This window comes from Serratia sp. 2C06, from assembly GCF_050037615.1.
Classification (GTDB): Bacteria; Pseudomonadota; Gammaproteobacteria; order Enterobacterales; family Enterobacteriaceae; genus Serratia; species Serratia ureilytica.
Genome location: NZ_CP188299.1, coordinates 2617223 through 2642018 on the forward strand (window position 1 = coordinate 2617223; position 24796 = coordinate 2642018).

At 60.7% G+C, this 24796-nt stretch carries 27 protein-coding genes; 10 read left to right on the top strand and 17 right to left on the bottom strand.

The window, feature by feature from the left end; genetic code table 11:
• Positions 1-245: 245 nt before the first annotated feature.
• Positions 246-662, top strand: coding sequence for a putative T6SS immunity periplasmic lipoprotein (locus ACP3TA_RS12980; protein ID WP_101453364.1), 417 nt, complete (start codon positions 246-248; stop codon positions 660-662).
• 67 nt (positions 663-729) lie between these two features.
• Here the strand turns inward: ACP3TA_RS12980 and bhsA are convergent, their stop codons facing one another.
• Both bhsA and ACP3TA_RS12990 read right to left on the bottom strand, forming a co-directional pair.
• Positions 730-990, bottom strand: coding sequence for a multiple stress resistance protein BhsA (gene bhsA, locus ACP3TA_RS12985; protein WP_015377148.1), 261 nt, complete (start codon positions 988-990; stop codon positions 730-732).
• 167 nt (positions 991-1157) lie between these two features.
• Entirely contained in the window at positions 1158-1787 is a 630-nt protein-coding gene (locus ACP3TA_RS12990) for a flavin reductase family protein (protein WP_046686671.1), read from the bottom strand.
• A 118-nt stretch (positions 1788-1905) separates the two neighbouring features.
• Between ACP3TA_RS12990 and rlmF the strand changes: the two genes are divergently transcribed.
• The 5 genes from rlmF to ACP3TA_RS13015 all read left to right on the top strand — a co-directional run bounded on the left by rlmF (position 1906) and on the right by ACP3TA_RS13015 (position 6871).
• The gene (gene rlmF / locus ACP3TA_RS12995; protein WP_170853332.1) at positions 1906-2871 is read left to right on the top strand and encodes a 23S rRNA (adenine(1618)-N(6))-methyltransferase RlmF; all 966 of its coding nucleotides are present in this window, start codon (positions 1906-1908) and stop codon (positions 2869-2871) included.
• Between the two features lie 295 nt (positions 2872-3166).
• The gene (locus tag ACP3TA_RS13000; RefSeq protein ID WP_046686672.1) at positions 3167-4471 is read left to right on the top strand and encodes a methyl-accepting chemotaxis protein; all 1305 of its coding nucleotides are present in this window, start codon (positions 3167-3169) and stop codon (positions 4469-4471) included.
• 182 nt (positions 4472-4653) lie between these two features.
• Complete coding sequence (locus ACP3TA_RS13005) at positions 4654-5223, top strand: TetR/AcrR family transcriptional regulator (RefSeq protein WP_206196175.1); 570 nt, start codon at positions 4654-4656, stop codon at positions 5221-5223.
• An 11-nt stretch (positions 5224-5234) separates the two neighbouring features.
• Positions 5235-5873, top strand: coding sequence for a GNAT family N-acetyltransferase (locus ACP3TA_RS13010; protein WP_197771662.1), 639 nt, complete (start codon positions 5235-5237; stop codon positions 5871-5873).
• Positions 5861-6871: an alpha/beta hydrolase family protein gene (locus tag ACP3TA_RS13015; RefSeq protein WP_033642386.1), complete on the top strand. Its 1011-nt coding sequence runs from the start codon at positions 5861-5863 to the stop codon at positions 6869-6871. The genes ACP3TA_RS13010 and ACP3TA_RS13015 overlap by 13 nt, the downstream gene beginning before the upstream one ends.
• Before the next feature lie 2 nt (positions 6872-6873).
• Here the strand turns inward: ACP3TA_RS13015 and ybiO are convergent, their stop codons facing one another.
• The 6 genes from ybiO to dps form a co-directional block, all read right to left on the bottom strand.
• On the bottom strand, positions 6874-9090 hold the full coding sequence (gene ybiO / locus ACP3TA_RS13020; RefSeq protein WP_198774554.1) for a mechanosensitive channel protein: 2217 nt from the start codon (positions 9088-9090) through the stop codon (positions 6874-6876).
• Between the two features lie 154 nt (positions 9091-9244).
• Positions 9245-9967 (bottom strand): glutamine ABC transporter ATP-binding protein GlnQ, encoded by a 723-nt coding sequence (gene glnQ, locus ACP3TA_RS13025; RefSeq protein ID WP_004939230.1) that lies wholly within the window; start codon positions 9965-9967, stop codon positions 9245-9247.
• A complete protein-coding gene (gene glnP / locus ACP3TA_RS13030; RefSeq protein WP_004939229.1) occupies positions 9964-10623 on the bottom strand; it encodes a glutamine ABC transporter permease GlnP in 660 nt (219 codons plus the stop codon). The genes glnQ and glnP overlap by 4 nt, the downstream gene beginning before the upstream one ends.
• Before the next feature lie 103 nt (positions 10624-10726).
• Positions 10727-11470 (bottom strand): glutamine ABC transporter substrate-binding protein GlnH, encoded by a 744-nt coding sequence (glnH, locus tag ACP3TA_RS13035; protein ID WP_426784296.1) that lies wholly within the window; start codon positions 11468-11470, stop codon positions 10727-10729.
• Between the two features lie 339 nt (positions 11471-11809).
• Positions 11810-12076 carry a DksA/TraR family C4-type zinc finger protein gene (locus ACP3TA_RS13040; protein ID WP_033642389.1) on the bottom strand — a complete coding sequence of 89 codons (267 nt, stop codon included), beginning with the start codon at positions 12074-12076 and terminating at the stop codon, positions 11810-11812.
• A 142-nt stretch (positions 12077-12218) separates the two neighbouring features.
• On the bottom strand, positions 12219-12722 hold the full coding sequence (gene dps / locus ACP3TA_RS13045; protein ID WP_016928514.1) for a DNA starvation/stationary phase protection protein Dps: 504 nt from the start codon (positions 12720-12722) through the stop codon (positions 12219-12221).
• A gap of 357 nt (positions 12723-13079) precedes the next feature.
• Here dps and ACP3TA_RS13050 point away from each other — a divergent pair, with 357 nt between their 5' ends.
• Positions 13080-13631 (top strand): shikimate kinase, encoded by a 552-nt coding sequence (locus tag ACP3TA_RS13050; RefSeq protein ID WP_046686676.1) that lies wholly within the window; start codon positions 13080-13082, stop codon positions 13629-13631.
• Here ACP3TA_RS13050 and nanQ read toward each other — a convergent pair.
• Complete coding sequence (nanQ, locus tag ACP3TA_RS13055) at positions 13613-14080, bottom strand: N-acetylneuraminate anomerase (protein WP_033642391.1); 468 nt, start codon at positions 14078-14080, stop codon at positions 13613-13615. The genes ACP3TA_RS13050 and nanQ overlap by 19 nt on opposite strands.
• A gap of 132 nt (positions 14081-14212) precedes the next feature.
• The gene (gene rhtA / locus ACP3TA_RS13060; protein WP_033650558.1) at positions 14213-15100 is read right to left on the bottom strand and encodes a threonine/homoserine exporter RhtA; all 888 of its coding nucleotides are present in this window, start codon (positions 15098-15100) and stop codon (positions 14213-14215) included.
• Positions 15101-15500: 400 nt separating this feature from the next.
• Here rhtA and ompX point away from each other — a divergent pair, with 400 nt between their 5' ends.
• Complete coding sequence (gene ompX / locus ACP3TA_RS13065) at positions 15501-16019, top strand: outer membrane protein OmpX (RefSeq protein WP_019454480.1); 519 nt, start codon at positions 15501-15503, stop codon at positions 16017-16019.
• 86 nt (positions 16020-16105) lie between these two features.
• On the opposite strand, the gene ACP3TA_RS13070 is transcribed toward ompX, so the two are convergent.
• Positions 16106-17089 (bottom strand): nitrilase family protein, encoded by a 984-nt coding sequence (locus ACP3TA_RS13070; protein ID WP_069101077.1) that lies wholly within the window; start codon positions 17087-17089, stop codon positions 16106-16108.
• A 91-nt stretch (positions 17090-17180) separates the two neighbouring features.
• Here ACP3TA_RS13070 and ACP3TA_RS13075 point away from each other — a divergent pair, with 91 nt between their 5' ends.
• Positions 17181-18053 (top strand): LysR family transcriptional regulator, encoded by an 873-nt coding sequence (locus tag ACP3TA_RS13075; RefSeq protein ID WP_047025033.1) that lies wholly within the window; start codon positions 17181-17183, stop codon positions 18051-18053.
• 4 nt (positions 18054-18057) lie between these two features.
• Here the strand turns inward: ACP3TA_RS13075 and ACP3TA_RS13080 are convergent, their stop codons facing one another.
• From ACP3TA_RS13080 to ltnD, 6 genes are all read right to left on the bottom strand, one after another.
• Entirely contained in the window at positions 18058-18588 is a 531-nt protein-coding gene (locus ACP3TA_RS13080) for a GNAT family N-acetyltransferase (protein ID WP_033650561.1), read from the bottom strand.
• Between the two features lie 63 nt (positions 18589-18651).
• Positions 18652-20022: a GntP family transporter gene (locus ACP3TA_RS13085; protein WP_033642396.1), complete on the bottom strand. Its 1371-nt coding sequence runs from the start codon at positions 20020-20022 to the stop codon at positions 18652-18654.
• A gap of 106 nt (positions 20023-20128) precedes the next feature.
• Positions 20129-20905, bottom strand: coding sequence for a 2-oxo-tetronate isomerase (gene otnI / locus ACP3TA_RS13090; RefSeq protein ID WP_069101075.1), 777 nt, complete (start codon positions 20903-20905; stop codon positions 20129-20131).
• 3 nt (positions 20906-20908) lie between these two features.
• Complete coding sequence (locus tag ACP3TA_RS13095) at positions 20909-21541, bottom strand: aldolase (protein WP_089194452.1); 633 nt, start codon at positions 21539-21541, stop codon at positions 20909-20911.
• Positions 21538-22797 (bottom strand): 3-oxo-tetronate kinase, encoded by a 1260-nt coding sequence (gene otnK, locus ACP3TA_RS13100; RefSeq protein ID WP_277396877.1) that lies wholly within the window; start codon positions 22795-22797, stop codon positions 21538-21540. Before otnK ends, ACP3TA_RS13095 begins: the two co-directional genes overlap by 4 nt.
• Entirely contained in the window at positions 22797-23711 is a 915-nt protein-coding gene (gene ltnD / locus ACP3TA_RS13105; RefSeq protein WP_033642399.1) for an L-threonate dehydrogenase, read from the bottom strand. Before ltnD ends, otnK begins: the two co-directional genes overlap by 1 nt.
• 283 nt (positions 23712-23994) lie before the next feature.
• On the opposite strand from ltnD, the gene ygbI reads away from it, so the two are divergent.
• A complete protein-coding gene (gene ygbI, locus ACP3TA_RS13110; protein WP_101453357.1) occupies positions 23995-24765 on the top strand; it encodes a DNA-binding transcriptional repressor YgbI in 771 nt (256 codons plus the stop codon).
• Positions 24766-24796 lie beyond the last annotated feature (31 nt).

A 24796-nucleotide genomic window follows, 5' to 3' on the forward strand; every position in this document is an offset into this window, starting at 1 on the left:
ACATGATAATCATCCTCTCCCGTTAGTCCAGCAATGGAGCGGTAAAAAAATGTGTGCTCATCCCCCTGCAAACCCCATTAAATACGCGGTTTCTACCCGTTTCCGGCAGCATTGTCCGGTCCGTTTACGCGTGGGGTGCTGACGAAGCGGACGGTAAGAAACTCGCTGTCTTGCCTGTTCGGCGCTAACGATGAAACCGTGTTACGGTTGTTCCTACAAGAGCCGCGTAACCCTAAGGCAATGAAATGAAAAAACTGACTTTTTTATTGGCGCTGGTATTACTGAGCGGCTGTGTGCAGGAGCGTCCCTGGTTCTATCCGGCAAACGTCAGCGTTAAAAACAATCGCGTATGCGTTAGCGTGCCGGACGATATTGACGGAAAACGCGAGCTGGTGGGCATCGGAATTTATCAACCGGGGGCCGGAGGGAAGGCGGAATGGTCCACGTCGGTTGCGCCGGGCCAGCAGCCGATAGCGGTCATGCCTGGCGAATGCCTGACGGAGGCTTTCGACGGGTTCAAGATTGGGCATAGCTATTCGGTTGAGATTGCGACGGTCGGCAATGCGTCAAATGAGGCACCGCGCAAATATTGGACTGAATTTACATTGGTTGCTGACAAAGCGGACGGCAAAAAACTCACTGTCTTACCCATTCAGCGCTAATGCACTTGAACATAAAAAAAGCCCGCCGGGGGGATAGCCGGCGGGCTTTTTGACGTCTGGGCGGCGATTATTTGTAGATAACCGCGGTGGCGTGCATCAGGTTATTGCCGCTGGTGGAGGTGATGGTAAAAGCCTTGGCGCCCGCCGCATCGGCTTTGGCGGCCAACTGGGATTTCAGGCTGCTCAAGTCGGTCGCGCCGCTGGCGACGATCACGCCGGCTTTTTCGAATTGGGCGGCATCCTGCGCGCTGACGTGTTCAGCGGCGAAAGTGGTGAAAGAAACGGTAGCCAGGGCGATAGCGGCAGCAAAAGTTTTGATGGTTTTCATGTTCGTCATTCCTGTCAAAGTCAATTAGGGAGAAAGGGGTTTGCCTTTCGATGGGAGGATTATTGCGCAGTGACAGGCGGGATGAAATCGGAGAGTGTTGATGGTTTTATTCAATTTTTTTGATTATTAATTCCCCCGTTTATCTTCTGCCTAAACGGGGGAAACGATCAGCGTGTCGGGCGCGTCAGATCGAAACGGTGCTGTTCGGAAATGCCGTAGTAGGCGGTCGGGCCGCCGGCGCGCAGGATCGGTTCGGCGGCGGCGGTCTGGTAGACGCCGTGTTCATCCAGCAGCGCCGGATCGAGATGCACCGCCACCACCTCGCCCAAGACCAGCCAGGTCTCCACCTGTTCCCCGGCGGCGGTTTGCAGTTGGATGCATTGGGTCAACCGGCATTCGAAGTTCACCGGGCTTTCGGCCACGCGCTCGGCTTTGACCCGGCGCCCGGGCAGCGGCGTAACGCCGGCGAAGGCGAATTCGTCCTCACCGCGCGGCAGGGTGATGGAACTGTTGTTCATCGCTTCCGCCAGCGGGCGCGTCGCCAGGTTCCAAACGAACTCACCGGTTTCCACGATATTCGCCACGCTGTCTTTCCAGCCGGTGCTGGCGAAACCGATGATCGGCGGGCGATAGTTGAAGCAGTTGAAAAAGCTGTAGGGCGCCAGATTACGCAAGCCGGCGGCGCTGCGGGAAGAGATCCAGCCGATGGGGCGCGGGCCGACGATGGCGTTCAGCGGATCGTGCGGCAGGCCGTGGCCGGCGGCGGGTTCATAATAATAACGAGATTCACGGCTCATGGGGGCCCCTGTGGCAATCGATGAAGCTTTCATTGTGCCGGGTTTCCCGCCGCTGCGCCATTCCGGGCCGGATGTGTTATCTTACGCGCCGGAAATACCTTCAAGAGAGCCCGTCACGGTGGAAAAAAAGAAAACCTTCCCGCAGCAGAAAAGCGGCCTGCATCCGCGCAACCGTCATCGTTCGCGCTACGACTTCCCGGCGCTGATCGCCAGCTGCCCGGCGCTGGCGCCGTTCGTAAAACCGAACGCCTGGGGCGATGTCTCGGTGGACTTCGCCGATCCGGCGGCGGTGAAAATGCTCAACCGTGCGTTGCTGCAACACTTTTACGGCATCGAACACTGGGATATTCCGGCTGATTACCTGTGCCCGCCGATCCCCGGCCGCGCCGACTATCTGCACCACCTGGCGGATCTGCTGGCGACCAGCAACGGCGGCGAGGTCCCGCGCGGCAAGGGCGTGGCGATCCTCGACGTTGGCGTCGGCGCCAATTGCATTTACCCGATCGTCGGCCTGCGCGAATACGGCTGGCGTTTCACCGGCTCCGAAATCGATCCGGTGTCGCTGAACGCCGCCAAAATGATCGTCGAGATGAACCCGACGCTGCGCAACAGCGTGCGTCTGCGGTTGCAAAAACAGCCTGAGCTGATTTTTAGCGGCATCATCGGCGCGGCCGAGAAATTCGACGCCACCCTGTGCAACCCGCCGTTCCACGCGTCCGAGCAGGAAGCGCGTGCCAGCACCCGCCGCAAGCTGCATAAATTGGGCAAAGGGGAAGTGGCCGACAAGCCGGTGCAAAACTTCGGCGGCAAGAACAACGAGCTGTGGTGCGAAGGCGGCGAAGAAGCCTTTGTGCGCAAGATGGTGGAAGAGAGCGTCAGCAAGGCCAATAACTGCCTGTGGTTCACCTCGCTTATCTCGAAAAACACCACGTTGCCGGCCATCTACCATGCGCTGAAAGTGGCGGGGGCGGCCGAGGTGCGCACCATCGAGATGGCGCAAGGGCAGAAGATCAGCCGCTTCGTCGCCTGGACCTTCCATGACGCCGAGCAACAGGCCGCCTGGGCAGCCGAACGCTGGCGTTAATCTTCCCGGCGCCGGTTATCCTGCCGGCGCCGACAAAAACCCGCATTTTACCTTTCAATTTTCATCACTTACGTTATTCTCAATACAGTTATTCATAATAAAAATCTTAGGTTGTTGGTTTATTTAAATTCGAATAATTACTTTACTGAATAAATAAATTTAATCCGGTTAAGAGCAATAACCAGAAGGATCGGCGCTGCCCGCTCCTTCCGCGATGGCACGTCTGCGTGTGGGCGCGGCATGTGGCCAGACAAAATAAGAAAAGCGCGATCATCTGCCACAAGGACTACACCCTATGCTTTTACGATTCAGTCAGTTAACTACCCACAAAGGCGCCGAACTGAGCGCGATAGAACACGCCGTTCCCATGATTGTATTCTCGCCCGACGGCACGGTATTGCGCGCCAACGATCTCTTTCTCAGCACGCTCGGATTTCAACGCGATGATGTGATAGGCCGGCATCACCGTATTTTCTGCGATCCGAACTATGTCGCCAGCCCGTTATATCGCGAACATTGGGAGACGCTGAATAAAGGGCAACCCATCACGGACACGATAAAGCGCATCGCGAAAAACGGCGAGGCGGTGTGGCTGCAGGGCACCTATGCGCCGGTGCTGAATAAACAGGGTAAGGTGGTGGAAATCGTCAAGATCGCCAGCGAAGTGACCGAGCGAGTGACCCAGGCGCAGGAACACCGCAGCCTGCTGGCGGCGCTGAATCGCTCGATGGCGATGATTTCTTTCACGCCGCAGGGCGACATTGTCAGCGCCAACGACAATATGCTGGCGCTGATGGGCTATCGGCTGGAAGAAGCGTGCGGGCAGTCGCATGCGGTGCTGTGCCCACCGGCGTTCGCCGCTTCCGACGACTATCGGCGGCATTGGCAGCGCCTGGCGCGCGGCGAGTTCATCACCGGGCGTTTTGAGCGCGTCAACCGGCGCGGCGAACGGGTCTGGCTGGAGGCCAGCTATAACCCGATCCTCGACAACGACGGCCAGGTGGTGAAAGTGGTGAAGATCGCCCAGGACATCACCCGGCTGATGCAACAGCAGCAGCATGAAGAAGAGATGGTGCGCAACGCGCATCATCTGTCGCTCGATACCGACCGGCAGGCGGCGCAGGGCGCGGTCATCGTGCAGCAGGCGGTGAAGGGCATGCAGCAGGTCGAAGCGGCGGCGCGCGAAACGTCGGACGTGGTCACCGAGCTTGGCAAGTGCTCTCAGCAGATCGGCACCATCGTCGAAGCCATTCGTAAAATTGCCTCGCAAACCAATCTGCTGGCGATTAACGCCTCCATCGAAGCCGCCCACGCCGGTGAGCACGGGCGCGGTTTTGCGGTGGTGGCCAACGAGGTGCGCACGCTGGCGGAACAGTCGCGCAAGGCGGCGACCGAGATCGAACGCATGACCAAGTCTATCCAGCAAGGCGTGGCGGCGGCGATCGCCGGCATGGCGACCTGCGTGGAACAGGCCGGCGGCGGTGTGGCATTGACCCATGACGCCGGAGAAGTGATCAATCAGGTCAACATCGGCATGCATGACGTCGTGAAACTGATGCAGGCGTTTACGTCGGTGAAGCAGGGCGACGCGCTGCACTGAGTTTGCCGGGCGCCGCCCCTGAAAGCGGGGCGGCGTTTGTCTCTTCCCACCGATCTCTGCGCCGTTGAGCCGCGGTTCAATTTTACCGGCCTATGCTATCCTTAAATGTGAACGAACGTTCGTTCATTTTTTTGTATCAATTTACGGCGCCCAGCGCCCCTTCACCGTTTCGGGAGCTGCCGATGGGAAACCGAGAAAAGATTGTCGACGCTGCGCTGCACAGCTTTACCCATAAGGGATTTCACCAGACCAGCATGCGGGATATCGCCCAGGCGGCGGGCGTCAGCGTGGGCAACCTCTATAACCATTTTTCCGGCAAGGAGGTGCTGATCGGCGAGATCGCGCTGCTGGAAAACGGCGTATTCGCCGAGTTCGCCGCCGCATTGCGGGCCGAGAAAAAGCGGCCGAAACAGGCGCTGTCGGCCTTTTTCACCGCCTATCACGCTTTTGTCGCCGAACCGGACAATGTGCAACTGTCGGCGGAGATTGTGGCTGAAGTGGCGCGTAACCCGGCATTGGCTGAGCCGTTCAGCGCCAACCAGCGGCAGTTGATTGAGGCGCTGGCGACGACGATCGCCGAGGCTCAGCAAATCGGCGAGATCGCGCCGGCGATAGCGCCCTTGTCGCTCGCGCAGCTGGTGCTGGACGTGATCGAAAGCCAGGCTTGGCGGCAGGCGATCTTCGCGTCGCCTTCGCCGGAGGCGATCACGCCGGTGCGGCTGTTGGAACAGCTGCTCTACCGCCAACCCTAGTCGAGGTTGATATGTTGCACATTGAGCCTTATCGCGACGCTGACCGCCTGCAAACGGCGGCGTTGATCTACGCCGCGTTCTGCGACAAATTCCAGCGCGCGCGCCGTCTGAGCGCCCGCCTTCAGTGGCGTCTGTTCTATCGGCTGTGGCGTTGGCGGCAAAGCGGCAGCCGGGAGCGCAGCTTCGTGGTGAAACAGGATGAACAGGTGGTGGCGGCCTTTGCCCTGAATGCCATCGATGGCGAGAACCGCGCTGGGCCACGTCCGCGCGCCTTGCCGATTTGGCGGCTGTGTCGCCGCTATGGCTGGCTAAACGTTTGGCGTATGTATCTGCAAATTGCGGTGTTGCAGCACACCCCGGCGGCCGATGAGCTGTATCTTTCCTACCTGGCGGTGGCCGAGAGTCAGCGCGGCAAAGGGGTGGGCAGGCGACTGCTGCAGTGGATGAACGACTACGCCGCCGAACAAGGCGCAGGCCGGCGCCTGAGCCTGCACGTCAGCCGGCGCAACGTCGATGCGCAGCGTCTGTATCAGCGCTGCGGTTTTCAGGTGCGGCGCGAAGAACATTACGCCTCGCTGGGCTTGCTGTTCGGCCAGGCCGATTGGGTGTTGATGGAGAAACGCAGCGGGGAGGCGACGTGCGCAGAATAGGGCTGTGTCTCGTGGCGCTGCTCTTGCCGGTGCTCGGCTGGGTGATTTACGTCAACGACTTTCGCTTTGTCACCGAACCGGTCGTGGTGACCGCCGGTGGCAATCGGCTGACCGGCACGCTGGTGCTGCCGGAGCATGCGCCGGTGAAGCCCGGCGTCGTGGTGTTCGTGCACGGCGATGGACCGGCCAACGCCAGCCGCGACGAAGGCTATTACGGCATTTGGGAGACGATGGCGCAGCAGGGCTATGCGGTTTTATCCTTCGATAAGCCGGGCGTGGGCGGCTCCGGCGGCAACTGGCTGCATCAGACCATGGCGGATCGCGCGCGGGAAACCGTCGATATCATCGACTGGGCCCGGCGGGACGGGCGCTTCGATGCGCGCTGCGTGGGGCTGTGGGGCTCCAGTCAGGCGGGGTGGGTAATGCCGGAGGTGGCGCGTTTGCGCCCCGACATCGCGTTTACGCTGGCGGTGGCGCCGGCGATCAACTGGCTGCGGCAGGGGCGCTACAACACTCGGGCGGCGATGGCGGCGGCAGGGGACGATGAAGCGTCGATCGCCGCGCGCGAGGCGCACTGGCGCCACATCCAAACGCTGCTCGAACAGCCGGACGGCTACGAACAGTACCGCCGTGAGTCTGGCGCCGCCGCTGCATTGAGCGCCGACCGCTGGCGCTTTATTCGCGCCAACATGGCCAGCGACGCGACGGCGGGATTGCGGCATTTCGCCACGCCGGTGCACCTGATCCTGGGCGGGCGCGACGTCAACGTGGACGCGGACGAAACCGAGCGCGTGTATCGGCAAACGATCCCGGCCTCGCTGCTGACGGTGACGCGCATCGACGAGGCCGATCATGTGATGGTCAAGCCGCTGTTCGCGCGCCATCCGTGGCTGATCAACGTGGTGGGCCTGTTTGCCCCGCGCTCGGTGCAATACGACGCCTACCGGCAGGACGTGGCGGCCTTCTTGGCCGCTCAGCCCTGCGGGCGCGGGCGCTAACCTCAGATCGCCGCGGGCGGCGCCTGCTCGTCATGCGGCTGCGGCGCGCGGGAAATCTGCATCGCCTGCTGCGGCATGCCGATGCCGGCCCGATCGAAATGGATTTTCACCAGCCGGTCGAGGGCGTATTGCACCACCCACTGTTTCAGCGCCTGCGTGCGCACCGTCACGCGGGTGGTGAACGAACGATCGCCCAGCGCTACCACGCCGTTGAAGACCGGCTCGCCAATCAGGAAATGCTTCACCTGTTCATCCTGCTTCAACGCCGCGATGGCCTGATGCAGCACCTCATTGACCCGATCGATGTCCTCGTCGCGGCTGACGGTATAATTGGCGCGATACACCCCGAACTCACGCGCATAGTTGGCCAGCGTGGTGATCGAAGAGTACGGCACGATGTGATAGACGCCGTAGTCGTCGCGCAGGCCGATCGAGCGGATGGTCATGCGCTCCACGGTGCCGGTGATGCCGCTGACGGTGACGTATTCGCCGGTGTTCATGCCGTTTTCGAACTGGATGAACACGCCGGTGATCACGTCTTTCACCAGCGTCTGGGCACCGAAGCTGATGGCCAGCCCCAGCGCGCCGGCGCCCGCCAGCAGCGGCGCGATGTTCAGTCCGACCTGCGACAGCACGATCATCACGGTGATGGTGCTGATAACGATAGCCAACACGTTGCGAAACAGCGTCAGCAGCGTGCGTTCGCGCGCGCTCGGCCGCACGCCGTTGCTCAGCTCCAGCGCCAGGCGGTGCTCGATGATGCTGGCCATCAGCGTCCAGCTAAACACGGCGATCAGCAGGATCAGCAGAATATGCACCAGCCCGCCGAGCGTCCGCTGGCCATTTTCGCTGCCCGCCCATTGATACAGGTTGATCAGATGCCAGGCATCGAGCAGAAACAGCGTCACTGCCAGCACCACCATCACCCGCAGTATCTTCAACCCGTTGGGGATGTAAGAGTTGATGCGCCGCTCGAGCATCGGATAGCGTAAATTGACGTCGCTCGGCAGCGAAATGCGGCGGAAAATCCAGCGGGTCAGCATGCCGGACAGCAGGGCGCCGACGCCGACCACCAGCAGGCTTTTTACCGTGGCGCTCATCATAAAGCGCAGGCTGTTGCCGATGTCGAACTGGGACAGCACGAACAGCACCAGAAAATAGGCGATCGCCAGCAGGTGCCAGACATGCCCCAGCCCGCGCAGGATCACGCTGAAAAATGCCATCGACCGTTCGGCCAGCAGGTTGATCTGTTGCTGTATCGGTTTGCGGTTGTGCAGGATCAGCCAAATGGCGTACAGCGTCAGCGCCAGCATCACCACCAGATTGACGGCGGCGGCGGCCGAATAGCTGATCTGCACCGCCACCACCGGCACCACCACCATCAGGCCATAGCCGATCAGGCCGCTGAGCCAGGCGAGGCGGGTGTTCCAATAGCACGCGCTCCGATCGCTGAAGGGGAACGGGCGCAGATAGTCGAAGCTGGGGGCGAAAATCAGCCGCAGCACCGCCTTGAAAAATTCAATGACCGCGAAGGCGCTGAGAAACAGGGTCTGCAGCCGCAGGATGGTGGCGCTGTCGGCGTGGACGTGGCGGGCGAACAGGTTGCCTGCCGCCAGCGCCAGCAGCAGCACCAGCAGATCGATGGCGAAAGCGCCGAGAATGGCTGCGGGGCGCTTATACCACGGGCCGCGCTGCAGCCTGGCGTTGTGCCCCCAACTGCCCATGCGCTTGTACAGCGGCGCGATCAGCCGGCGGATCAGGTGGAACAGCGCAAAGGTGACCGCCACCGTCAGCAGAAAGTAGCCCAGCGCGCGGAAAAAGCCGGCGGGATTGAAAACGCGCTTCGGGCCGGAATCGATCAGCTTTTGCAGCGCGCCGAGCTTCTGGTTAAAGGTGCCGATGCCTTCCTGCGCCAGCGAGTTCAGGCTGTCGCTCAGCGTAACGGGCGTCGATTCCTCCGGCGTTGCCGGCGCGGCGGCCGCAGCGTCGCCGGCGGTCTGTTTCAGGTGGTCGATGAGTTCCGCGCGCGCTTGGTCGTCTTGCAGTAGATCGGCCAGCGCGGCGTAGGCGGCTTTCTGCTGCTCGCTCTTGTCGGCGGGCGCAGGCGGCGCGTTTTGCGCCAGCGCCGGTGGTGCGAAGACGCTCAGGGTCAACAGCAGCAGGAAAAGCAGGTGTTCTCGCAGATGAGAACCTCGTCGGGAGTCTGCGTTTGGCGGCATGGTTCCTCTCTTTGGCGTTCTGTGATCGGCGGATGTCAGAGCAATACGATGAAAAACAATCAATATAGTAGGAAAGGAAACGCGATGGGGCGTGGGAGAGCGTGCGGAATGAAAGCGGCGGGCGCGTGGCGCGCCCGCCGTTAAACCGCCAGGATCAGGAAACGTGCTGCAGGAATTCCTGCAGACGCGGGCTCGGCGGATGGTTGATCAGATCGTGCGGGTTGCCGTCTTCGGCAATCCGGCCCTTGTCGATAAAGATCAGGCGCGACGCCACTTTTTCGGCAAAGCCGACTTCGTGGGTGACGATAACCATCGTCATGCCTTCCTCGGCCAGGTCTTGCATCACCTTAAGCACTTCGTGGCGCAGCTCCGGATCGAGCGCGGAGGTCGGCTCGTCGAACAGCATCATTTTCGGCTTCACCGCCAGCGCGCGCGCGATCGCCACGCGCTGCTGCTGGCCGCCCGACAGTTCGGACGGGTAGTGGTGGGCGCGCTCCGCCAGACCGACCTTGGCCAGCAGCTCGCGCGCCAGCTTTTCCGCATCGGACTTCTTCGCGCCGCGCACGCGGATCGGGCCGAAGGCGACGTTTTCCAGCGCCGTCAGGTGCGGGAACAGGTAGAACTGCTGGAATACCATGCCGGCTTCCTGGCGGATCAACCGATCGTCTACTTTCGGATCGTTGGCTTTCAGGCCATCGACGATCAGATCGCCGCTGGTCACCTCTTCCAGCTTGTTGATGCAGCGCAGCAGGGTGGATTTGCCGGAGCCGGACGGCCCGATGATCACCACCACTTCGCCTTTGTCGATCTTCAAATCGATGTTGTGCAGCACCTGGGTTTGGCCAAAATGCTTGGAGACGTTTTTAAATTCAATCACAGGATTTTCATCCTTCTTTCCAGACGACGCAGCACGAAGCTCAGCACCAGAGTAATAATCAGGTAGATAACCGCCACGGCGCTCCAGATTTCCAGCGCGCGGAAGTTACCGGCAATAATTTCCTGACCCTGACGGGTCAGCTCCGCCACGCCGATCACGATGAACAGCGAGGTGTCTTTGATGCTGATGATCCACTGGTTGCCCAGCGGCGGCAGCATGCGGCGCAGCGCCAGCGGCATAATGACGTAGCGGATGGTTTCGCGGCGCGACAGGCCGAGCGCCAGCCCGGCTTCGCGGAAACCGTTATGGATAGACAGCACCGCGCCGCGGGTGATTTCCGCGATGTAGGCGCCGGAGTTGATCATGATGGTCACCACCGCCGCGGTGAACGGATCGATGCGCAAATCGGTGAACGCCATCGGCAGGGCGAAGTAGATGAACATCACCTGCACCACGATCGGCGTGCCGCGGATCACTTCGATAAACACCAACGCGATGTGGTTGGCGATCCATCCGCCGTAGGTGCGGGCAAAGCCGGCGACGAGGCCGATGATCAGGCCGCCAATCAGACCGAGGACCGAAATCCACAGGGTCATTTTGGCGCCCTCTAACAAGATAGGAATGGCGGGCCAGATGGCGCTCCAGTCGAACTGCATGATATTTCTCCCGGTGATCCCAAACGTGGGTATCAGATACAACGAAGCGCAGGGGGTTAAGCGACCCCCTGTGCTTAAGTTAATAGCGTGCCAAGTTCACCGCTTACTTAGGTTCGGTGCCGAACCACTTCTTGTAGATTTCGTTATAGGTGCCGTTCTCGCGCAGGGTTTTCAGCGCGCCGTTCACCTTCTCGCGCAGCTCGTCGCTGCCTTTAGGGAAGGCGATGCCATACTGCTGCGCTTCCAGCGAATCGCCGACGGTTTTGAACTTGCCGGCGCCGGCCGTCTTGATGAAGTATAAGATGTTTGGCGTGTCGTGCAGCACCGCGTCGGCGCGCTTGGTGCCCAGTTCCATATAGGCGTTGTCAATGTTCGGGAACTGACGCAGATCCTTGGTTTTGATGTGCTGCTTGGCGTAATCCACCGAGCCGGTGCCGCTTTTGACCGCCACCACTTTACCGTTCAGATCGTCGATGCCTTTCACGCTGTTGTTGTCGGCATTGACCATGACCAGCAGGCCGCTTTTGTAGTAACCGTCTGAGAAGTCGATGGCTTTCTTGCGCTCATCGGTGATGGTGATGCCGGCCAGCGCCAGATCGACGTTTTTGGTCTGCAGCGCCAGAATGATGCCGCCGAAGTCCATCGGTTTCAGGGTGTAGTCCAGCTTCAGCTCTTTGGCGACGGCGGCCCACAGGTCGATGTCGAAGCCGACGTATTTGTCGCCTTGCTTGAACTCAAAAGGAACGAAAGCGGTGTCGGTGGCGACCACCAGTTTGTCTGCTGCGTGGGAACTTACGGCAAAGGCCAGGGAGAGTGCGGCCAGGGAGACTTTAAAAATCGACTTCATGAGAGGAATTCCTGTACAGGTTGCGGATTACCCATTTTTTATATTGCAGTTGGTGCCATGAAAAAATCGTGCCATGTTTTCAACTAATATAAAAACAAAGAGTTACTGCGTGATGTTGTGCCGTGACGGCGAATAGTTATGGTTATGCACCACAATGAGGCACCGAAATGGTGCGTAAGAATTATCTTGGTGCACGGGGCTATCATTAACCAAATTTTGGCTGTGAAACAACCGTTCTTTAACGTTTTTGCTTCAATATTGATAACTAACTCTAACTTTCATGATCCATTGACGGTGCAAGCGTGACTGCGAGAGGGGGAAAAAGGGGAGCAGATAATGCTAGCGCAACTGGCTGTCTTTGCTGCCGCGCCGGTTGTACAGGCTGCTGGCCGCGTGTTTTTTGTCTTGTTCGGCCTGGCAGGTGACACAAAAACGCACCCCCTTCAGCGCCTTGCGGCGCGCCTCGGGGATCGGTTCTCCACATTCCTGGCAATAGCGCTCGCTCTCGCCATGCCCGAGCGCATCACGCGCACGCTGCACCGCATCGTCGACGGTAGAATCAATCTGATCTTGTACGGCGCCGTCCGCCGCCCAGCCGCTGGCCATCATGACCTCCTGACAAGGGAAACCTACCGTTTAATATGGGCCGTTTTTTGCACAATTCAACGGCCGCGCAAAAGAAAACAGGCCGGGCGAAGCCCAGCCTGTTCTGCCCGGCACGACGGGCGGTCTGCAACGCGCTGCGGCGTTATTCGATGTTGGATTCGATGAACCACAGGAACTTATCCAGATCGCGCGAGGCGGCGGTGAACATGTCGGCGGTGTCTTCGTCTTCCACTTCGGTAATGGCCTTACGGATGTCATTCGCCACCGCGCCGTAGCGATCGGCCAGCGCTTTCAGGTGTTCTTGCACGCTGTGGATATTGGTCGGATAGCTTTTCAGCGGCGTGCGATCGTTCACCACCTGTACGGTGCCCAGCGCCACGCCGCCCAGCTGCACCACGCGCTCGGCGAAGGTGTCCTGGTGCTCGATGATGGCGGTGCGGAAGCCGTCCAGCATTTCATGAACCGCGATAAAGTTCGCGCCACGCATGTTCCAGTGCGCCTGTTTGGTGATCAACGAAAGATCGATGAATTGCACGACCTGATGGTTCAGCGCCTTGATGGCGGCCAGTTTGATTTTTTCGTCCAGATCGTTACGGGTATACAGCAGATCAGAAGATTTCGTTTTCACCAGTTTAGCGGTACTCATATCAGATATCCTCTTGATTAGTCGTTGTCCTATTTCGTTACGGGATCAATTATAGCAGGGCTGTTTATTTTTGCCGGACGAAAATGGCTATTGCACAAATAGGGTTAGCCTACGAATAATGGATCTGGTTGAATTTTTAATTAATGCAACACCATGAAAAATATAATTATTTATCATTCGCTGATTTATTGTTTATGGCTGTGAAAATTTACCCTGGTTATTTTATTTTTTCGCCTGCGGGCTTCGGCTAAATATCCGCTTTGTTATCGTGGTGTTAATTTCTCATCCATTCATATTGATAGCGGTAATTGATGCCGCTACAGTAGGGCAATTATCCTCTCTCTTTATAGGCGAATAATGAAAATTAACGTCGTCGGCACCAGCGGCAGCGGTAAAAGCACCCTGGCGCGTCAACTGGCGGAACGGCTTGGCGTGCCCTATATCGAGATGGACAGGCTGTATTGGCGGCCCGAATGGCAGGGAACGCCTGATGACGCGTTCCTAGCGCGGCTTGAACAGACGCTGGCCGAAGCGGGGGATGGCTGGGTGCTGGACGGCAATTACAGCCGCACGCAGCCGAGCAAGTGGCGCGAGGTCGATTATATTCTGTGGCTGGACTACGGTTTCGGCCGCACGCTGTGGCAGGCCGTGCGCCGCGCGTGCCGACGCGCGGCCGGCAAAAGCGAGCTGTGGCCGGGCACCGGCAATCGGGAAAGCTTCCGCCGTTCTTTCTTCAGCCGCGAGTCGATCGTGCTCTGGACGATCCGCACTTACTCGAAGAACCGGCGAAAATACCTGGCGGAGATGGCTCGTCCCGACGCCGGACGCCGTTTCGTGCGCCTGCGTTCTCCCCGCCAGGCCGCCGATTTTCTACGGGCGCTGCCGCAGGTTCACAGCAGCAGACGGTGATGGATCCTCACCACCGCTTTCTTGATTTGCTGTGGACGCTGCCACACGCAGCCGGTCTTGTGCGGCTCCATCTGGAAAAAGAGGGCGAACATGCCGTGCGTCATGTGCAGCGTTTGCGGGTGGCGTTTGATGTCCAGCAGCAGCAGATCGCTATTTTCCGCGTGGGGTTGTTCGCGATGTCCGTTGCCCGCCAGACCGTATTCGATGCGCTCTTCACCGCTGATCAGCAGATGCAGCGCAATGTATTCCTGATGCATTTCGGCGCGCTTTTCCGCCGCCGGCGCGGTGGTCAGCGTCATCACGTCCATAAAGATGTTGTCGCCGTCGATCGGGTGATGCCCCAGCGCCAGTTCTGGCAGGTCGCATCGGCGCAATTCGGTCAGGGTTGAAACCAGCGCCGGCGCGAGTCCGCGGCCGAAGCGTGGGTTGAACAGGCTGTTGTGAATCACTGTTATTCTCCATGTGAGCGAAAGTCCAAAGAGCCTGCGATACAGGCTAAGGGGAAGTATGCCGACTTGTCACGAGGAAAACAGTTAACCCGCCTGCATTCCGACGTTGCGGTCTGCAGGCGAGTCGGGTCATCAGGAAAGGCTTTCGAGGCGAGGTTTGGGGCGAATGGTGAGGGCGGAGCCCATGGAGGCGGCGATGATCGCCGCCAGCGCCAGCCATTGCACGCCGCTCAGGTGTTCGCCGAGGAACAGCATGCCGGATAACGCCGCCATCGCCGGTTCCAGGCTCATCAAGGTGCCGAAGGTGCGCGCCGGAATTTTGGGCAGCGCGATGATCTCCAGCGAATAAGGCAGCGCGGTGGAGAGGATCGCCACCGCCAGCGCTATCGGCAGAATCTCAACGTTGAACAGCACGCTGCCGGTTTGCCAGGCGCCGATCGGGCAGAACACCAACGCGGCGATCAGCGAGCCGAGCGCCACCGTGCCGGGGCCGTGATCGCCGCCGGCCTTCTGGCCGAAGATGATATAGACCGCCCAGCAGGCGCCGGCGCCGAGCGCGCAGGCGGCACCGAACGGGTCGATTCCGCCTACGCCGTGACCAAGCGGCAGCAGGAACCACAGCCCGGCGATCGCCAACGCCACCCAAAGGAAGTCAATCGGCCGCCGCGACGAGAACATGGCCACCGCCAGCGGGCCGGTAAACTCCAGCGCCACGGCGATGCCGAGCGGCACGGTGCGCAACGACAGGTAGAACAGGTAGTTCATCGCGCCGAGCGACAGGCCGTAAATCAACAGCGGCAAGCGGCTGCCGGCGGCGATGCGCATGCGCCACGGGCGGAAGATGATGAACAGAATCAGGGTGCCGATGAAAAGACGCAGCGTCGTGATGCCTTCCGCGCCCACGATCGGGAACAGGCTTTTGGCCAACGAAGCGCCGCTCTGGATCGACACCATGGCGATGATTAACAGACAAATGGGCAGCAGCGCGGAGGGCGCTCTGCCGGCAGTAGATAACGACATCCTTAACGGGCCTTTTATGCGCCGTTCCTCAGCCTTGAGAAAACGGTCGAAACGGGGATGCGAGCAGTGTAAATGAAATGGCGAAAATCTGTCTGAGAAAAGCGCGCATCGCGGTGAAATCCGCCGATCCTCGGATGAGATGTGGCGGATTTGGTCAAAAAGTGCGCTTTTTCTTAAGAATTATCTGGATATTAAATAGGTGATTTTTGTCACAGAAAGTCGTAGAATACGGCCGAAAATAGAGCGAAAAGAAGAAGATACACTGTTCTTGAAATCTTCTGTTACACGATATAAAGCATTAGACACTCATTTCAAGGCAGAGTTTCACGCTAATTTTTGTTATATTTTCAAAGCATGAACAAATGGATGTACTTAATAATAAAACGCGTTTGAGGTGGTTATGAAAAAAATTGCATGTCTTTCCGCAGTAGCAGCTTGCGTATTAGCAGTTAGCGCAGGTACCGCATTCGCTGGTCAGAGCACCGTATCCGCTGGCTATGCGCAGGGTGATTTCCAAGGCGTTGCTAACAAAGCCGACGGTTTCAACCTGAAATACCGTTACGAGTTCGACAACAACCCACTGGGCGTAATCGGTTCCTTTACCCACCTGGAAAAGGACGGTTCTCAGGACGGTTTCTATAACAAAGCTCAGTACAACTCTATCTCTGCCGGTCCAGCATACCGCATCAATGACTGGGCGAGCATCTACGGTCTGGTTGGCCTGGGTTACGGTAAATTCACTACCAACGCTCAGAACGGCACTTCTCGTCACGACACCGCTGACTACGGCTTCACCTACGGCGCCGGTCTGCAGTTCAACCCAATCGAGAACGTTGCCCTGGATGTCGGTTACGAGCAGAACCGCATTCGCAGCGTTGACGTTGGCACCTGGAACGTTGGCGTAGGCTACCGCTTCTAAGTGTGTTCGTGCCTGCGGGCATGAACCTGCGGCCTTGTTTGCCGCACCCATAAAAAATCCGCCTCCGGGCGGATTTTTTTTATCTGTCATTCACCGCCGCGCCCCGTCGGCTGCGTCGAAAAGCGCGCGCTGCGGGCATCGCGCTCGTAGCCTTGCGGCTCGGTCAACAACCCGTACAGCTCGGGGCGCCGCCCGTAGATCCAGCGGCGACCGGTGCTGAGCGGGATTAGCGTCAGATCGAGCTCGGCGCTGACCATCCGGTCTTCCGCCGCCCAGGTCTCCGCCACGATCCGGCCGTAAGGATCGAGGATCATCGCGTTGCCGGTGCGTATTTCATCGTCATCTCGGCCCACGCCGTTGCTGAACAGCAAGAACAGCCCGTTGTCGTGAGCGCGCGACGGCAGCCAGCGCATCAGCCAGCCGCGGCCGTGTTCGCCGCGAAAGGCGGCTTCTATCGCCTGCGGATCTTCCACGCGCCGCTGCCACAGCGCCTGCGGGATCGGCTTCATGCCGTGCGGGCTGCGCGAATGGGTGCCGCCGGTCTGGTGCGGGGCGATCAGCACGTCCGCGCCCAGCAGCGCCGTTGCGCGCACATTCTCCACCAGATTATTGTCCCAGCAGATCAATACGCCCACGCGTACGCCCCAGGGGGTATCGAACACCGTATAGCGGTCGCCGCTGGCGATAGCCGGGTGCTCGAAGGCGTGCAGTTTGCGGTGCACATGCAGTTCGCCGTCCGGCAGACAAACGGCATAGGAGTTGTAACACCGGCCGTCATCGCCCAGCTCGATCAGCCCGACGCCAATCGCCATGTTGTAACGCTCAGCCAGCGGGCGAATGCGCGCCAGCGAAGGGCTGCTCACGATCGGTTCCGCCAGCGCCCGCACTTCGGCGTCGGACAGATGGCGCACGTGCCAATAGCCGGTGACGCACATTTCCGGGAAGGCCAACAGCTGTATCTGTTGTTCGGCCGCTTCCGCGATAAAGCGTTCCATGGTCGACAGGTTGTAATTCTTGTCATTGGCGCGATGCTGGAATTGCACCGTGGCGGCGCGTAATGAGGTGGTCATGGGATCTCTCCGGTTGGGGTATGCATTGATTACAGCAGGCGAATTGATTACTGTATAATCAATTAAATTCCTTATTTGATAACCTAATGGAATGGATATAAAACAACTGCGCGCCCTGGTGGCGCTGGCGGAGCAGGGCAACTATCGGCAGGCGGCGAGCCTGCTGTGCATCAGCCAACCGGCGCTGAGCAAGCAAATTCAGGCGCTGGAAGCCCAGCTTGACGTTCGGCTGTTCGAGCGCGGCCGACAAGGGGCGGTGCTCACTGCCGGCGGGCGGCGGCTTTACCCGGAGGCGCAGGCGCTGGTGGAGCAGTATCAGCAGTTTCAGCGGCGCGCGCGGCGGGTGGCGCTCGGGGAAGCGGGGCGGCTGGCGCTGGGGTTTGGCCTGTCCAGTTTTCATCTGGCGCCGCAGCTGGTGGCCGCCTTTCGCCAACGGTTTCCCGAGGTGGCGATTGGCCTCGAAGATCTGCCGTCGGAGCGGCAGTATCAGCTGTTGCTGCAGGGAGAGTTGCAGGCGGGGTTCGTGCGCTTGCCGGTCAATACGCCGCTGTGCGGTGTGGCATTGCTGAGCGATAGGTTGGTGCTGGCCGCGCCGGGCGCACTGGCGCTGCGCGCCGACGATCTGATGGCGCGTTTCAATCAGCTGCCGCTGTTGCAATTGACCCCTAAACGCGGGCGCGGGCTGAGCGATCAGTCGCTGCGGTTTATCGCCGCTCACCGGTTGACGCCGAACGTGGTGCAGCAGGCCGGCGACATCCAGACGCTGTTGGCGTTGGTTGCCGCCGGCGTCGGCGTCGCGCTGCTGCCGCACAGCATCACGCATATCGCGCCGGCCGGCATCGACATTTTACCTCTGAGCGGCGAGGAGACGGAGTGGCAGGTCGGTATCGCCTGGGATCCGCAGCGCACCGACGCGCTGCGGGACAACTTCATTCAGACGGCGTTGGCGGTGCAACGCGCTTAGGCATTCAAAGCGGGCAGTGCATCACCACGATCGGGTTTTGATGGTACTCGCTGCGGTGGCTTTCGCTGAAGCCGACCTTTTTCGCCAACGCCAGCGAAGCCTGGTTTTCAGGTGAGATGATGCAGACGGTTTTTTCCCCCGGTAGGTGCGTTTTCCCCCAGGCCAGCGCCGCCCGCAGCGCCTCGGTGGCATAGCCTTTGCCGTGCGCCGAACTCACCAGCGTCCAGCCCATCTCCGGCGCATCGAGCGCCGGGGTGATGTCGCGCAGGAAGTTAGAGAAGCCGATGCTGCCGAGGTACTCGCCGCTCTGCTTGTCACGCACCGCCCAATACCCGTATCCCAACAGCGCCCAGTGGCCAACGTAGCGCATCAGGCGCCCCCAGGAGTCTTCCCGGTCGCGTGGGGTGCCGCCGATATAGCGCACCACCAGCGGGTCGGCCCACAGCGCGGCCAGCGAGTCGAAGTCGTCCAGCGTGTGCGCGTCCAGCCGCAGGCGTTCGGTGATAAGCGTGGGCGCGGTGTTGATTACGGTCATGTTGCTGCTCCTGCACAGGATGAAAGGCGATGAAAAACAACGGCGTTCAGTATGCCAGAGAAATCACGCCGCCAGCCACAACAGCCAGGTGAACAGGAAGCCGCTCAGGCCGAGCAGGGTGGTCAACACCGTCCAGGTCTTCAGGCCATCGGCCACCGACAGCCCCAGATAGCGCGTGACGATCCAAAAACCGGAGTCGTTGACGTGCGAAAGCCCGAGCCCGCCGAAACAGGTCGCCAGGGTTACCAGCACCAGCTGCAGCTGATTCAAGCCGCTGACCGCTTCCGACAACAGGCCGCCGGTGGTCAGGATCGCCACGGTGGCGGAACCCTGCGAGGCGCGCAGCGCCAGCGAAATGATAAACGCGGCGGGCACCAGCGGCAGGCCGATGGCCGTCAGCACTTCCGCCAGCGCCTTGCCGACGCCGGACTCCACCAGCACCTTGCCGAACACGCCGCCCGCGCCGGTTACCAGGATCACCACCGCGGCGGTCGGCAGCGCGGCCCCCATCACGTCGCCGGCGTGTTGCAGGCTCCAGCCGCGGCGCAGCGCCAGGAAATAGAAGGCCAACAGCAGGGCGATCATCAGCGCCACCGCCGGCGAGCCCAGCAGCGACAGCGCGTCGCGCAGCGCCGAGCCGGCCGGCAGCAGGGTGGCGGAGACGGTGCCGAGCATGATGATGGCGATCGGGATGACGATCAGCGCCGCCACCAGGCCGGCGCCGGGCGGGTTGATGCGATCGCTGAGCGGCGCGTGATCTTCCGGACGCGGCTCCGGCGCCGCCAGCTGCAGCTGTTCCAGCACCTCTATCGATAACGGATAGGTTTTGCGGTTGAGGTAGTTGGCGGCGAAATAGCCGATAACGCCGACCGGAATACAGATCGCGAGGCCGATAATGGTTAGCCAGCCGATGTCGGCGTTGAGCAAGCCGGCGGCGGCGACCGGGCCGGGGTGCGGCGGCAGCGCGACGTGTACCGTCAACATCACGCCGGCCATCGGCAGGCCGAACTTGAGCGGCGACACTTTGGCGACCTTGGCGAAGCCATAGATAATCGGCGCCAGAATGATAAAACCGACGTCGAAGAAGACCGGAATGCCGAGAATAAACGCGGCGAGGGTCAGCGCCGCGACGGTATGTTTCGGCCCCAGACCCTGGCTGAAACGCTGCGCCAGCGACTCGGCGCCGCCCGATTGTTCGATCATGCGGCCGAGCATCGCCCCCAGACCGATGATGATGGTCACCGAGCCGAGCACGCCGCCCATTCCGGCGGTCATCACTTTCATCACTTCGCCGGTCGGAATGCCGCTGGCCAGCGCCACCAGCAAACTGACCACCAACAGCGCGACAAAGGGCTGCACCTTCGCCTTAATCACCATCAATAACAGCAGCACCACGCCGAGTACGGCAATCAGCAACAGCAGAGAGGTAGACATGAAAAAAGCCTTTCGTTGGGTAAGCGTTGGGCACCGCGATCGCCGCGTGGCGATACGGGTGCGTTTCATTGTTATAAAATCGATTTCCTGGTGTCGGCGTGCGGCTTTAGCGGTAAGGCTTCAGCCAGCCGAGCCCGGCGGCGGTGTCGCCGCGCGGGCGGTATTCGCAACCGATCCAGCCCTGATAGCCGAGCGCATCCAGTTTGTCGAACAGCCACGGGTAATTCAGTTCGCCCTCGTCGGGCTCATGACGATCCGGCACCGAGGCTATCTGGATATGCGCGTAGCGCCCGGCCAGCGTCTCCAGCAGCCCGCTGATATTGCCGTCCACCAACTGCGCGTGGAAAAAATCGAACTGGATGAACACGTTCGGTCTTTCGATCGCCGCCACCGCTTCCGCCGCCTGATGCTGACTGGCGAACAGGTAGTCGGGCTTGACCGGCGGGCTGAGCGCCTCGATCAGCACCTTGACGCCGTGCGGCGCAAAAGCGTCTGCGGCATAGCGCGCATTGGCGATAAAGGTGTCGAGATAACGCCGCCGATCCGCGCTCGCGGGCACCACGCCGGCCATCAGGTGCACGCAGGGGCAGGAAAGGGCGATGGCGTAGGCCAGCGCGCGATCGATATCGGCGCGCGCATCCCGTTCGCGGCCCGGCAGCGCCGCCAGCCCCCATTCGCCGGCGGCGGCATCGCCGGGCGCGGTGTTGAACAGCACCTGTTGCAGGCCGTGTTCGCGCAGTTTCTCGGCCAACAGATCGGCGGGATGCTCGTAAGGGAACAGGAATTCCACCGCGCTGAAGCCCTGTGCGGCAGCGGCGGCAAAGCGATCGAGGAACGGCACCTCGGTAAACATCATCGACAAATTGGCGGCAAATTTAGGCATGGTTCAGCTCCGTAATTCGGCAATTTCATCAGCGGTCAAATAGCGGATCGGACGATCGCCGAGGGTGAAGATCAGCCGCGCCGCATCTTCCATCTCTTCGGTATTGTCCGCCGCCGCTCGCAGGTCTTTACCCGTCACCACCGGCCCGTGGTTGGCCAGCAAAAAGGCGCGGTGGGTCGGCGCCAGGCGGGCCAGATCCTGCGCCAGCCTTTCGTCGCCGGGCCGGTAGTAAGGCACCACCGGCACCTTGCCGACGCGCATCACCACATAGGGGGTGAACGGTTTGATGGCGTTGTCGGCGTCCAGCCCCTGCAGGCAAGAGAGCGCCGTGAGGTAGGTGCAATGCAAGTGCACGACCGCTTTGCATTCCGGGTTGTTCAGATAGAGCGCCCGATGAAAGCTGATCTCTTTCGACGGTTTGTCGCCGGAGAGCCAGTCGCCGTTCAGGCTCACTTTAGACAGGCGATCGGCCTGCAACTCGCCGAGACAGGAGCCGGTCGGCGTCGCCAGCAGCGCGCCGTCCGGCAGCATCAGCGAGAGGTTGCCGGCGGAGCCGGTGGCGTAGCCGCGTTGGAAAAACGAGGCACCCAGGCGCACCATCTCTTCACGCGCCTGCTGTTCAATCGTCATGCTCATACCGGGAACTCCGTTTGCGCGCGCGCGAAGAAGGCTTCATCGCCAAAATTACCCGATTTCAGCGCCAGGGAAATGGCCCGATCGCTGGCGCGCACCCAGGGAACGCCGGGGGAAATGCTGGGGCCGATATGGAAGCCGCGAATGCCCAGCGCCTGCGTCACCACGCCGGAGGTTTCGCCGCCGGCGACGATAAAGCGGCTGAATCCCAACTGGCGCAGTTGCACCACCAGCTCGGCGAACAAGGCTTCCACCGCCTCGCTGGCGGCGGCGCCATGCCGTTGTTGCGTTTGCTGCAGCGACTCCGGCGATGCAGTGGCGTAGATCAGCGGGGCAAGCGTTTCTCCGGCATGGCGCTGCGCCCAGTGCGCCAACTCGACGGCGTAGGCGGCGCGCGTCTGGGGATCGAAGCAACGGTCGATATCGATGGCCTGCGCCGCCGCGCGTTCGCGATAGTGCGCCACCTGCCGGTTAGTCATGACGGAGCAGGAGCCAGACAGCACCGCCGCCTTTTCCCCCTGCGGCGCGCCGGCCGCCTCTGCCGAACGTTCGCCGTTCTGCGCCCATTGCCGCGCCAGGCCGATCGCCAGGCCCGAACCGCCGGTCACCAGCTTCATCGTTTTCAACGCTTCGCCCTGGGTAAGCAGATGCCGTTCGTTGAGCGTGTCCAGCACCGCGTAGCGCACGCCTTCCTGCGCCAGTTGCTGCAGCTTCTCGCTGACTGCCTCGGCGCCGCGATCCATTTCCGCCGCCGTCACCAGCCCACAGCGTCCGGCGGCCTGGGATTCCATCAGGCGAAGCAGGTTGCTGTCGGTCATCGGCGTGACCGGGTGATGACGCATGCCGGACTCAGACAGCATCTGTTCCCCGACGAACAGGTAGCCCTGATAGACCGTGCGGCCGTTTACCGGCAGCGCCGGGGAAACAACCGTGAAATTTTCCCCCAGCGCGGCGAGCAGGGCGTCGGTCACCGGGCCGATATTGCCCTGTGCGGTGCTGTCGAAGGTGGAGCAGTATTTGAAGTAGAACTGGCGGCAGCCCTGTTTTTGCAGCCAGGCCAGCGCTTGCAATGCCTGTTCGATCGCCTGCTCTGCCGGGCAGGAGCGCGATTTCAGGCTGATGACGACCGCCTGAGCGTCGACCGGCGTTTCGTCCTGCGGCACGCCGTTCAACTGCACCGTCGGCAGGCCGTTTTGCACCAGAAAGCTGGCGATGTCGGTCGCGCCGGTAAAATCATCCGCGATTACGCCGAGTTGCATCAGAGCGTCTCCTTTTTCTGCGGCAGATCGATGCCGGCAAAGATTTTGATCACCGCGCTGTCATCTTCTTTACCGTAGCCGGCGTTGCTGGCGGCGGTAAACATGGTGAAGGCGGTGGAGGCCAGCGGCAGCGGGAAATGCAGCGCCTTGGCGGTATCCGCCACCAGCCCCAGATCCTTGACGAAGATATCCACCGCCGATTTGGGCGTATAGTCGCCGTCGACCACGTGGCGCATGCGATTTTCGAACATCCAGGAGTTGCCGGCGGCGTGGGTGACGACGTCATACATGACGTCCAGCGGGATGTTGGCGCGGGCGGCCAGCGCCATGGCTTCCGCTCCGGCGGCGATGTGCACGCCGGCCAACAGCTGGTGGATGATTTTTACCGTCGCGCCCAGGCCGATGGTTTCGCCGATGCGGTAAACCTTGCCGGCGATGGCGTCCAGCACGGGTTGCAGGCGCGCGAAGGTGGCGTCGGCGCCAGCGGCCATCACCGTCATTTGGCCTTCTTCCGCCTTGGCCGCCCCGCCGGAAACCGGCGCGTCCAGCATCGCCAGGCCGTAGTCCAGCAGCCGTTGCTCGATCTGTTTGGCGTCATCGGCGGAAATGGTCGAAGACACCATCACCGCCGTGCCCGGCTTGAGCTGCGGCGCCAGGCCTTGCTCGCCGAACAGGATTTGCTTCACCTGCGCGGCGTTTACCACCAGCAGCAACACGGCGTCCAGCTCGGCGGCGAAGTCGCGCGCGCTGGGGGCCGTTTGTTTCGCGCCGGCCTGTTGCAGCGCCGCCAGCGCCTGCGGATTGAGATCGGCGCCGTAGGTGGTCAATCCGGCGCGGAGGCATGAACGCGCGGCGCCCATGCCCATCGCCCCCAGCCCGATGACGCAAACGGCATAATTCCCTGGGTGTGTCATACTGCACTCCTGTTAATTTTAGTGATAATTTGTTTTGTTGTGTTAAATGTAAGCGCTTGTCGGTCGATTATCCGCGATCGTTATCACAATAATTAACAATGCGTGAAACGGATTTTTCGTGCGATTTCTGGCCTAAATCAACATTACTATTATGTTTTTAAATAAGTTTATGTTTGGCTGGCCTAACTGCGCTGGCCGTCACGCTGCGAGAAATAAGGGCTATCGGCGAACGAAAATTGACGTAAAATCACAATTATTATCACCGCAGCAACGAGAGGGAACCGTGATACCTGTAGAACGCCATCAACAAATTCTTGCGCTGGTATCCGAACGCGGCGTCGTCAGTATCGCCGAGCTGACCGAACGGCTGGGGGTGTCGCATATGACGATCCGCCGTGACGTGCAAAAGCTGGAAGAGCAGGGGGCGGTGCAGTCGGTCTCGGGCGGTGTGCAGGCGCCGGAACGGGTGGCGAGCGAACCTTCTCACCAGACCAAAGAGGGGATGTTCGGCCGGCAGAAAATCGCCATCGGTCGGCTGGCGGCGCGGCAAATTCCCGCCAATAGCTGTATCTATCTGGATGCCGGCACCACCACGCTGGCGCTGGCGAAACAGATCGGAGAACGTGACGATTTGACGGTGGTGACCAACGACTTTGTCATCGCCGGGTTCCTGATAGAGCATAGCCAGTGCCGAATCATCCACACCGGCGGCACCGTGTGCCGGGAAAACCGCTCCTGCGTCGGCGAGGCGGCGGCGCAGGCGCTGCGCGGTTTGTTTATCGATCTGGCGTTCATCTCCGCCTCTTCGTGGAGCATGCGCGGCCTGTCGACGCCGAACGAAGATAAGGTGATGGTGAAGAAGGCCATCGTCGAGGCCAGCCGCCGCCGCATTCTGCTCAGCGATACGTCCAAATACGGCAAAGTCGCCACCTATCTGGCGCTGCCGATCGCCGCCTTTGACGCCATCATTACCGATGAGGGGTTGCCCGCCGCCGCGCGGGAGGCCATTGAGCAAGCGGGGATTGCATTGCTGACGGCGGGAGAAGAAGAATAAGAACGAACCGGAATCAGGATGAAAGTTCGGT

Bases quoted from the DNA above. Each gene is read 5' to 3' on its own strand.
- ACP3TA_RS13050 (WP_046686676.1), top strand. From the start codon at position 13,080: ATGAAAATTAACGTCGTCGGCACCAGCGGCAGCGGTAAAAGCACCCTG.
- ltnD (WP_033642399.1), bottom strand. From the start codon at position 23,711: ATGACACACCCAGGGAATTATGCCGTTTGCGTCATCGGGCTGGGGGCG.
- bhsA (WP_015377148.1), bottom strand. From the start codon at position 990: ATGAAAACCATCAAAACTTTTGCTGCCGCTATCGCCCTGGCTACCGTT.
- ACP3TA_RS12980 (WP_101453364.1), top strand. From the start codon at position 246: ATGAAAAAACTGACTTTTTTATTGGCGCTGGTATTACTGAGCGGCTGT.
- ACP3TA_RS13010 (WP_197771662.1), top strand. From the start codon at position 5,235: ATGTTGCACATTGAGCCTTATCGCGACGCTGACCGCCTGCAAACGGCG.
- ACP3TA_RS13075 (WP_047025033.1), top strand. From the start codon at position 17,181: ATGGATATAAAACAACTGCGCGCCCTGGTGGCGCTGGCGGAGCAGGGC.
- glnP (WP_004939229.1), bottom strand. From the start codon at position 10,623: ATGCAGTTCGACTGGAGCGCCATCTGGCCCGCCATTCCTATCTTGTTA.
- ACP3TA_RS13095 (WP_089194452.1), bottom strand. From the start codon at position 21,541: ATGAGCATGACGATTGAACAGCAGGCGCGTGAAGAGATGGTGCGCCTG.
- ACP3TA_RS13070 (WP_069101077.1), bottom strand. From the start codon at position 17,089: ATGACCACCTCATTACGCGCCGCCACGGTGCAATTCCAGCATCGCGCC.
- dps (WP_016928514.1), bottom strand. From the start codon at position 12,722: ATGAGTACCGCTAAACTGGTGAAAACGAAATCTTCTGATCTGCTGTAT.
- otnI (WP_069101075.1), bottom strand. From the start codon at position 20,905: ATGCCTAAATTTGCCGCCAATTTGTCGATGATGTTTACCGAGGTGCCG.
- ACP3TA_RS13000 (WP_046686672.1), top strand. From the start codon at position 3,167: ATGCTTTTACGATTCAGTCAGTTAACTACCCACAAAGGCGCCGAACTG.
- ybiO (WP_198774554.1), bottom strand. From the start codon at position 9,090: ATGCCGCCAAACGCAGACTCCCGACGAGGTTCTCATCTGCGAGAACAC.
- ACP3TA_RS13080 (WP_033650561.1), bottom strand. From the start codon at position 18,588: ATGACCGTAATCAACACCGCGCCCACGCTTATCACCGAACGCCTGCGG.
- ompX (WP_019454480.1), top strand. From the start codon at position 15,501: ATGAAAAAAATTGCATGTCTTTCCGCAGTAGCAGCTTGCGTATTAGCA.
- ACP3TA_RS13040 (WP_033642389.1), bottom strand. From the start codon at position 12,076: ATGGCCAGCGGCTGGGCGGCGGACGGCGCCGTACAAGATCAGATTGAT.
- ACP3TA_RS13085 (WP_033642396.1), bottom strand. From the start codon at position 20,022: ATGTCTACCTCTCTGCTGTTGCTGATTGCCGTACTCGGCGTGGTGCTG.
- glnH (WP_426784296.1), bottom strand. From the start codon at position 11,470: ATGAAGTCGATTTTTAAAGTCTCCCTGGCCGCACTCTCCCTGGCCTTT.
- ACP3TA_RS13005 (WP_206196175.1), top strand. From the start codon at position 4,654: ATGGGAAACCGAGAAAAGATTGTCGACGCTGCGCTGCACAGCTTTACC.
- ACP3TA_RS12990 (WP_046686671.1), bottom strand. From the start codon at position 1,787: ATGAGCCGTGAATCTCGTTATTATTATGAACCCGCCGCCGGCCACGGC.
- rhtA (WP_033650558.1), bottom strand. From the start codon at position 15,100: ATGTCGTTATCTACTGCCGGCAGAGCGCCCTCCGCGCTGCTGCCCATT.
- otnK (WP_277396877.1), bottom strand. From the start codon at position 22,797: ATGCAACTCGGCGTAATCGCGGATGATTTTACCGGCGCGACCGACATC.